Source organism: Glaesserella australis, assembly GCF_003260095.1.
Taxonomy (GTDB): Bacteria; Pseudomonadota; Gammaproteobacteria; order Enterobacterales; family Pasteurellaceae; genus Glaesserella; species Glaesserella australis.
Genome location: NZ_PTPX01000002.1, coordinates 254,943 through 263,679 on the forward strand (window position 1 = coordinate 254,943; position 8,737 = coordinate 263,679).

Below are 8,737 nucleotides of genomic sequence, written 5' to 3' on the forward strand. Positions count from 1 at the left end.
AATTTTGGCTTGGATCAAATTTATGCTGATTTATTAACCAAAATGCTACTTTTGTAGCAAGTTTAGGTAAATAATATCATCTATTTTTGTTTAGGGCTTGCCCTTAGAGACAAAATTTTACTTTTTGTTAATAAATGCCACAAATGTGGTTTTAGGAGTGATTTATGCAGGTCAGTAGAAGGAAGTTCTTCAAGATCTGTGCAGGCGGTATGGCGGGGACGTCAGCAGCAGTGTTGGGCTTTGCTCCAGCAACAGCATTAGCTGCGCCTCGTGAATACAAACTGTTACGTGCGAAAGAAACACGTAACACCTGTACTTACTGCGCTGTAGGCTGCGGTATGTTGTTATATAGCCTTGGTGATGGTGCAATGAATAGTCGTGGGAAGCTTATTCATATTGAAGGTGACCCAGACCATCCAGTTAGCCGTGGTGCTTTATGCCCTAAAGGTGCGGGTGCGTTAGATTATGTAAATAGTGATCGCCGTGTGCGTTATCCAGAAGTGCGTGAAGCAGGTTCAACAGAATGGAAACGTATTTCTTGGCATGAAGCCATTGAACGTATTGCGCGTCATATGAAAGATGACCGTGATGCTAACTTCGTTGAGAAAAATGAAGCTGGCGATACCGTAAACCGCTGGATGACAACAGGTTTCCTAGCAGGTTCTGCATGTAGTAACGAAACAGGTATTCTTACCCAAAAATTTGTACGTTCTCTCGGTATTGTTTTTACAGATAACCAAGCGAGTATCTGACACGGACCAACGGTAGCAAGTCTTGCTCCATCATTTGGTCGCGGTGCGATGACCAACCACTGGGTTGATATTAAAAACTCTGATCTTGTTATTGTCATGGGCGGTAATGCTGCAGAAGCACACCCTGTAGGTTTCCGTTGGGCAATTGAAGCGAAAAAACAAAACGGTGCGAAGTTAATGGTGGTTGATCCACGTTTTAACCGCTCTGCAGCCGTTGCTGACCACTATATGCCAATCCGTTCTGGTACAGATATTGCATTCTTATCAGGCGTCATTCGCTATTTGCTTAAAAATGACAAAATTCAACACGAATACGTTAAACACTATACAAACTCGACTTTCTTAGTTAGCGAAGACTTCAAGTTTGAAGATGGTCTATTCTCTGGTTATAACCCAGAAACTCGTACTTATGACCGTTCAACTTGGGCGTATCAATTTGATGCAGAAGGTCAGCCAATTCGTGATATGACGTTACAACATCCACGCTGTGTTCTTAATATGCTAAAAGAGCATGTAGAGCGTTATACACCAGAAATGGTTGAGCGTATTACGGGTACACCACAAAAAGATTTCCATATTTTCTGTGAAGAAATTGCGAAAACAGCTGCGCCAGAAAAAGCGGCAACTTTCCTTTATGCGTTAGGTTGGACACAGCATACTGTCGGTTCACAAAATATCCGTTCAATGGCAATTATCCAATTACTTTTAGGTAACATCGGTGTTGCAGGTGGCGGTGTGAATGCGTTACGTGGACACTCAAACGTACAAGGTATTACCGATTTAGGCTTATTCCCTAACCGTTTACCAGCGTATTTACCTTTACCAGGTGATGCAGATACATCTTTGGAAAAATTCTTAGGTCGTATTACGCCTAAACAGATGATGAAAGATCAGGTGAACTATTGGGCTAATACACCTAAATTCATGGTGAGTATGCTGAAATCATTCTATGGAGATAAAGCAACCAAAGATAATGAATTTGGTTTCCACTATTTACCAAAACTGCCAAAAGGCGGAATGGATCATCTGAAATATATTGAACAGATGTACCAAGGTAAAGTGAATGGCTATTTCTGCCAAGGGATGAACCCGATTGCGTCTTACCCAAATTCACAAAAAATCATTAAAGCATTAAGTAACTTAAAATACTTAGTTATTTTTGATCCGCTCATTACGGATACATCGGAATTCTGGAAAAACTACGGTGAATTTAATGATGTGAAAACAGAAGAAATTCAAACCGAAGTATTCCGTTTACCAACAACGTGTTTCGTAGAAGAAGATGGTTCAATTGCTAACTCTGGTCGTTGGTTACAATGGCACTGGAAAGGGGCTGAACCACCAGGTGAAGCGAAAACCGACGGCGAAATTCTCTCTGAATTACGTGCGGAATTAATCCACCTTTATCATAAAGAAGGCGGAAAAGCACCGCTTGAGCCGTTAGAAGCGATGAGCTGGAACTATGCAAACCCACTTGAGCCAAAAGCAGAAGAAGTGGCGAAAGAGAACAACGGTTACGCATTAGAAGATCTCAAAGACGCTGATGGTAATATTATCTTGAAAAAAGGTCAGTTACTTTCAAGCTTTGCTCAAATGCGTGATGATGGTACAACTTCTGGTGCATGCTGGATCTATGCAGGTCAATGGACTGAAAAAGGTAACCAAATGGCGAACCGTGATAACTCAGATCCATCGAACTTAGGTAATACATTAGGTTGGGGCTTCGCATGGCCAATGAACCGTCGTATTATTTATAACCGTGCATCAGCAGACTTATCAGGTAAACCATGGAACCCGAAACGTCAGTTAGTGAAATGGAATGGTAAAAACTGGAACTATATCGATGTAGCTGACTTTGGTGCTGCACCACCAGATAGCCCAACATTACCGTTTATTATGCAACCTGAAGGGGTAAGCTGTTTATTCGTACGTGAACGTATGACAGATGGTCCATTCCCAGAGCATTATGAACCAATGGAAACGCCAATTGGTACAAACCCATTACACCCTAATGTGGTTTCAAGCCCAGTGGCACGTGTGTTTGATAGCGATAAAGCACAATTGGGTACTTCAGATGAGTTCCCTTATGTTGCAACGACTTATCGTTTAACAGAGCATTTCCACTATTGGACGAAAAATGTATTGCTCAACGTTATCGCTCAACCTGAACAATTCGTTGAAATTGGTGAAGCTCTTGCAAAAGAGAAGGGCATTAATAACGGTGATACAGTGAAAGTTAGCTCAAAACGTGGTCATATTAAAGCTGTTGCGGTAGTAACTAAACGTATTCGTTCATTAGTGTCTGATGGCAAACCTATCCATACTATCGGTATTCCGATTCACTGGGGCTTTGCAGCGACAACAGGTGCGAAGAAAGGTTATTTTGCAAATAACTTAACAGTTCGTGCAGGGGATGCTAATACATTTACACCTGAATCGAAATGTATGTTAGTGAATATTGAGAAGGTGGGGGCATAAAATGGGTTCTGTACAATCACAAAACATTATTAAAGTCTCTGCGACATCATTTTTGACGCCTGCACCGCATGCGCGTGATCATCAGGTTGAAGTGGCAAAACTTATTGACGTGACAACCTGTATCGGTTGTAAAGCATGTCAAGTTGGCTGTTCTGAATGGAACGATATTCGCTCAACACCAGAAGAGTGTGTTGGTGTCTATGACAATCCGGTTGACTTAAATGCGAAAGCATGGACGGTAATGAAATTCAACGAAGTTGAAGAAAATGACCGTTTAGAATGGTTGATCCGTAAAGATGGCTGTATGCACTGTACAGAGCCAGGCTGTTTAAAAGCTTGTCCATCTCCGGGGGCAATTATTCAATATGCAAATGGTATTGTGGACTTCCAATCTGATAAATGTATCGGTTGTGGTTACTGTATCGCAGGCTGTCCGTTTAATATTCCACGTATGAATCCTGAAGATCATCGTGTATATAAATGTACACTTTGTGTGGATCGTGTAACCGTTGGTCAAGAACCAGCTTGTGTGAAAACCTGTCCAACAGGGGCAATTCGCTTTGGTAGTAAAGAAGAGATGAAAGAATACGCGTCAAAACGTATTGAAGACTTAAAATCTCGTGGCTACGAAAATGCAGGACTTTATGACCCAGAAGGTGTTGGCGGCACTCACGTGATGTACGTATTGCATCATGCAGACAAACCAGAACTTTATTCTGGTTTACCGAAAGATCCGAAGATCGATATGAGTGTTACACTTTGGAAAGATGTTCTCAAACCTGTAGCAGCAGTTGCAATGGGTGGATTGGTTCTTTCTGAAATTGCTCACTACATTGCAATTGGTCCAAATACGGAAGATCTTGATGAACACGAAGAACATGATGAACATGATGAACATGATGAAGAACACAGTGAATCACATAAAGGAGGCAAAGATGAGTAAGATTCAAATCCCTAATGATTATAGAATCGTGCGCCATAAATTGCCTGCTCGTTGGAGTCACTGGCTTCTTGTGATCTGCTTCTTTGTAACGGGGTTATCAGGACTAGCTTTCTTTTTCCCTGATTTTGCTTGGTTAGTTGAAATCTTAGGTACACCACAGTTAGCACGAATGATCCACCCATTTACGGGTATCATTATGTTCCTTGCATTCGTCAATATGGTACGAATTTATTGGCATCATAATATTCCTGAGAAAAATGACTGGGTTTGGCTTGTGAATATCGTGGAAGTACTTAAAGGAAATGAACACGCAGTTTCTGACAATGGTAAATATAACCTTGGTCAAAAATTATTGTTCTGGACATTGATTTTTGCGATGTTTACCTTACTGACTACAGGAATTATTATGTGGAGACAATACTTCGCTCATAATTTCTCAATCCCAGTGATTCGAATTGCAATCTTATTCCACTCAGCGTGTGCTTTCTTACTCTTTACGGGTATCATGGTTCACATGTACATGGCATTTTGGGTAAAAGGCTCAATTCGTGGTATGGTAGAAGGTTGGGTAACAGTTCGTTGGGCGAAAAAACACCATCCACGTTGGTATCGTGAAGAAGTTCTCCCTGAACTTGAAAAAGAATTAGCTGAAAAAGCTAAACATAAATGAGAAATTTGATTAAACATTCAATACAAAATCGTTAAGCATATTAACTCATTCAAGTAATCATTTAATAATCCAGTTAATTTCTATTAACTGGATTATTTTTTGCATAAAAACAAATACTCCAAAGTGAAATAGAAAAGCCCTGTAATTACAGGGCTTTAAGCTATTGTTGAAATGAATTGAATAGCGATGAAAGACGGGGGTTTTATTCCCACTCAATTATATACTCACAGCTTAACGTATTGATTTTAAAAGGTAGTGTTTTTATTGCAATTTAGTTTTACCGTCATTTTTACCGTCAATAGAAGAATGTGCCTGCTTTATGAACGTTCAGCAAGCCATTTATCAATGTCAGATTTATACCATGCAACACGTCCCATTGACGCTCTGACGCTTTTTGGAAATGTACCTTCTTTCATCTTACGCCAAATTGTTGTTGCACTCAAGCTTGTAATTTCTATAACTCGAGCTTTACTTAATAATATGATTTGTGGTTCCATAATTTATTCCTTTCTTTTCAAACTATTTGGTTATTGCATTTTTATGTTTTTTAGATAGTGCCGATTTAAGCTTCGCTTTAGTAATCGCATAGGACCGTTGCTCAGGAGATAGCTGCTGAAAGGTTAGTTCACCGATGTTAGCCTTTTTACTGTTGAGGAATAACAGTTCAGAGCGGCTTAGTATATCGAGATTTTCTAACCGATCATCCGTATTATCACCATTAATATGAATAATGATATAACCTTTAGGGATTTGACCGTGAGTTGTTTCCCAAACTATTTGAGATCTAAATTTCCAACGTTCATCGTTTCTACCTGTTTTAGCTACTTTTACCATGACTCCATATTTTGTGAGTCTTTCAGAGCCTACTGGCTTGGTATTATGGGGTTGATGCCCTGCCTTAAAGCTTGTAGTATTTGCTCCTATGTGACCTATTACCCCCTTATTCCATGGTATCGATCCTTTAGGATAACGCCCTTTATGTTCAGTAAAACATCCTAGCCTATTCAGCTTGGCGGTAATCTGTCTGCGAGTAAGAGTCATCTCAAAAGTTTCATTGAAATAATCTGTAATTTTCTGATGGGGTAAATCTTTCGCATGTAGCGCTTTCAGAAAAGAGATATGTTCGGGGGTAAATTTGACTGCAATACCTTTGGGCATTTTTAACCCCCAGAGCTACGACGGGTTCTGTTTTCAAGAAGGAAACCTTGATCTTGTGACGCATCAAAGTTACGGCTAATAATTTGTAGCGATTGGTTCGTCGCATTTACGCCCTTGATGATTTGGTCTGAGAGACCAATAATTGATTTCGCTCGTTCGCTTTCTGCATTAATTTCTTCAACTGTTAAATTATCATTATTAAGTCGTGCTATAGCTGAGAATAGGTGGTTGTTGAGTTGATCAATAGTAGATTGTGCAGTGGTGATAAGTGTTGTCATTTTTTGAACCTTTAGATAATAGAAAATACTAGAAATGGTAGATATTTACTTTGTGATAAGTAGATGATTTGTAGTTCCAGAATTTATTCCTCCTTTTTCAAAATATCAGGCACTTCTATAATTTTTAACTGCTCGGGCTTTACTCCTTTGTATTTAACCCAATACTGACAAATCTCGACCGCCTCACCTTGAGTAACGGTCTTCTCTGTTTCCATTAGTACCCGCCAATAATTACGAAATTGTGATTCAAGTACGACATAGCGCTTACCATCAATTACCTGCAAATTATTTCCAAACATTACTTCCTCGATATTTTTTGCAAAGTCTATTTATCTTTTTGGGTAAACAACCCACCACCCAACATTGCATAACCTGCAATATCTTGCCAGCTGTCTTTGTGATTATGTCCGCCGTTTAAAATTCTTGCCATTTTGACAGCAATCATCTCTAACGCTTCACGTTTTTGGTGTGACAGACAATTATCATTGGCGGCAATGACAAGTTTTATTTCTTGCGCAATTTGAGCGCAGGTTGCAAAGTCACCGTGTGTTTGTTGGCGTTCATTGAGAATGTCGGTGGTATTCATTATTTTTTTCCTCTTGGTTGGCGGTGTTTACCGTGTTTTTTGGGTGGTGCAAGCAAATAAGCATTGGCTTCTCGCTCATATTTTGCATTGGTTGCGACAACTTTTTGCCAATCGGTATAGAGCAGTTTGTACTCTTTTTCTGCACGATTGAGCGCATTACGTTGCTCTTCGATCGTGCGAGCCTGTTGGGCTATCTTTTTCACTAATTCGCTATTACGACTTTCAAGCTCTCGGTAACGGCGTAGGTGGTAGAGTGGGTTTAGATTCATAGGATTTCCTTTTGGGTAATAAAAAACCGCTTGGAGTGCAAGCGGTTGATTTTTAGAAAAGTTTTGCAAAATCAGTTTGATTGTTTAATCCCACCAAACTCATCAGCCAATCGTTCGATTAAACCGCTTAACTCGGCAGTCATCAAAAAGAAATCAGCGTCAAAACGTTGTGCTACATCTTCTTTGATGATGTCATCGTTCTTTTCGAGAATGTCATCAGCAAACTTGATTTTGGAAATTGAGCCATCTTCATTAAGTGTAAAGCTCAAATGATTTTCCCACTCCAACGCAAGACTGGTGACAAATTTACCTGCTTGTAAGTGTTGGGTGATTTCGTCACTTTCTAAATCTTGGTGCTTAAAGGTTACTTGGCTGTCTGTATCAAAGGAGCGCAATTTACCTTCTTCAAGCAAGGTGAGCCATTGTGGTACGCTGTTTTCTGATAGCCACTTTGTCATTGTTTCGCTTGGTGGCAGGTTAAATGAGAGCGGTATGACAGGCAGTGAGCCAAGCGATTTTCGCAACAATGCCAGCGCATTTTCTGCACGACTTGCAGATGGGCTATCAACATAAATCAAGTTGGCTATCGTATCGATCCACACGGCGGTAAGCTGATGTTTGCTAAATGCTCTTGGCAGTAACATTGTAACCACATCATCTTTAATCGCTTGTTTTTCGATTTTCTTCAACTTACGTTGTTCTTTTTCTTCAAGCTCTGCAATGCGACTTTCCGCTTCTTTTTTCACAACTCCAGCAGGGATATTTTTCTCTTCTTTGTGAGCTATAAGCAAAATCTGCCCATTTACACTGAAATGTAACTGATCGCTAGTGACAAGCGGTTTATCCCAGCCAAATTGACGGTAGTCTAACGGTTGGCATTCGGTGTATTTGTTTTGTTGCAATGCTTCTTCGATATTTGAAAAATCAACCGCAGATGTTAGGCGGTAGATTAGGGTGTTTTTGAACCAGTGCATTGTTGTTCTCCTGTTGCTAGATTTTCACCACAAAACGGACAGTAATCACTTAAAATTTTTCATCGGAAATACTGTATTTAGAGAGACTCCTCCAACTAGCTCTACACCACGAGAGCGCAAATTATCCGCTAGTTTGTTTTTATATTCAGCAATACATTCACACATAATTTCTCCAATAAAAAAGCCACTGTGTTGTGGCTTAGTTAGGTTTACATTCTACTCGTTGCTTACAGTTTAAAAGTCTTAATCCAAACTCACCATTTTGGTTGCGGTTATACCCTGTAAATTTTAATTCGATTGCATCATCATAAATATTAGAGATTGCCATCATCTGAATTTTAATCTCAGCATTATCCAAATGGTTTGTTTGTATTACGTCCCCTATTTTGTAGGGGGATATTTCTTCAACATAAGCTTTCTTCATAGCCTCTAGTTCTTTTTCCAATGTTTGAATATCTTTGTGCTTAGATATAAGTGATTTTATGTAGTTATTTTTCATTTTTTCTCTCCAATTAAACGCCCTTAAAATCTAGGGCATTACTATCAATCTACTTAGAACGGTTGTTTCTATATTATTTATAAAATGTAAATTATAAAATGATTTAAAATCAATCAATTAAATGTTAACT

General features: G+C 39.4%; 11 protein-coding genes. 3 read left to right on the forward strand and 8 right to left on the reverse strand.

The window, feature by feature from the left end:
• The first annotated feature begins 164 nt into the window (after positions 1 to 164).
• From fdnG to C5N92_RS01935, 3 genes are read left to right on the forward strand one after another with little or no spacing between them, the layout of a single operon-like run.
• Entirely contained in the window at positions 165 to 3,230 is a 3,066-nt protein-coding gene (gene fdnG, locus C5N92_RS01925; protein WP_145956996.1) for a formate dehydrogenase-N subunit alpha, read from the forward strand.
• Between the two features lies 1 nt (position 3,231).
• Entirely contained in the window at positions 3,232 to 4,173 is a 942-nt protein-coding gene (fdxH, locus tag C5N92_RS01930) for a formate dehydrogenase subunit beta (protein WP_111749191.1), read from the forward strand.
• Positions 4,166 to 4,843: a formate dehydrogenase subunit gamma gene (locus tag C5N92_RS01935; protein WP_111749192.1), complete on the forward strand. Its 678-nt coding sequence runs from the start codon at positions 4,166 to 4,168 to the stop codon at positions 4,841 to 4,843. The genes fdxH and C5N92_RS01935 overlap by 8 nt, the downstream gene beginning before the upstream one ends.
• A 317-nt stretch (positions 4,844 to 5,160) precedes the next feature.
• On the opposite strand, the gene C5N92_RS01940 is transcribed toward C5N92_RS01935, so the two are convergent.
• The 8 genes from C5N92_RS01940 to C5N92_RS01975 all read right to left on the reverse strand — a co-directional run bounded on the left by C5N92_RS01940 (position 5,161) and on the right by C5N92_RS01975 (position 8,607).
• Complete coding sequence (locus tag C5N92_RS01940) at positions 5,161 to 5,340, reverse strand: helix-turn-helix transcriptional regulator (protein ID WP_111749193.1); 180 nt, start codon at positions 5,338 to 5,340, stop codon at positions 5,161 to 5,163.
• 22 nt (positions 5,341 to 5,362) lie between these two features.
• Positions 5,363 to 6,001: an HNH endonuclease gene (locus tag C5N92_RS01945; RefSeq protein ID WP_111749194.1), complete on the reverse strand. Its 639-nt coding sequence runs from the start codon at positions 5,999 to 6,001 to the stop codon at positions 5,363 to 5,365.
• 2 nt (positions 6,002 to 6,003) lie between these two features.
• Entirely contained in the window at positions 6,004 to 6,279 is a 276-nt protein-coding gene (locus C5N92_RS01950; protein ID WP_111749195.1) for a hypothetical protein, read from the reverse strand.
• Positions 6,280 to 6,362: 83 nt separating this feature from the next.
• Positions 6,363 to 6,578, reverse strand: coding sequence for a hypothetical protein (locus C5N92_RS01955; RefSeq protein ID WP_111749196.1), 216 nt, complete (start codon positions 6,576 to 6,578; stop codon positions 6,363 to 6,365).
• A 26-nt stretch (positions 6,579 to 6,604) separates the two neighbouring features.
• On the reverse strand, positions 6,605 to 6,865 hold the full coding sequence (locus C5N92_RS01960) for a DUF6378 domain-containing protein (protein WP_111749197.1): 261 nt from the start codon (positions 6,863 to 6,865) through the stop codon (positions 6,605 to 6,607).
• Positions 6,865 to 7,134: a hypothetical protein gene (locus C5N92_RS01965; protein WP_111749198.1), complete on the reverse strand. Its 270-nt coding sequence runs from the start codon at positions 7,132 to 7,134 to the stop codon at positions 6,865 to 6,867. The genes C5N92_RS01960 and C5N92_RS01965 overlap by 1 nt, the downstream gene beginning before the upstream one ends.
• A 71-nt stretch (positions 7,135 to 7,205) precedes the next feature.
• Entirely contained in the window at positions 7,206 to 8,108 is a 903-nt protein-coding gene (gene rdgC / locus C5N92_RS01970; RefSeq protein WP_111749199.1) for a recombination-associated protein RdgC, read from the reverse strand.
• 199 nt (positions 8,109 to 8,307) lie between these two features.
• On the reverse strand, positions 8,308 to 8,607 hold the full coding sequence (locus tag C5N92_RS01975; protein WP_111749200.1) for a hypothetical protein: 300 nt from the start codon (positions 8,605 to 8,607) through the stop codon (positions 8,308 to 8,310).
• Between the last annotated feature and the right edge of the window lie 130 nt (positions 8,608 to 8,737).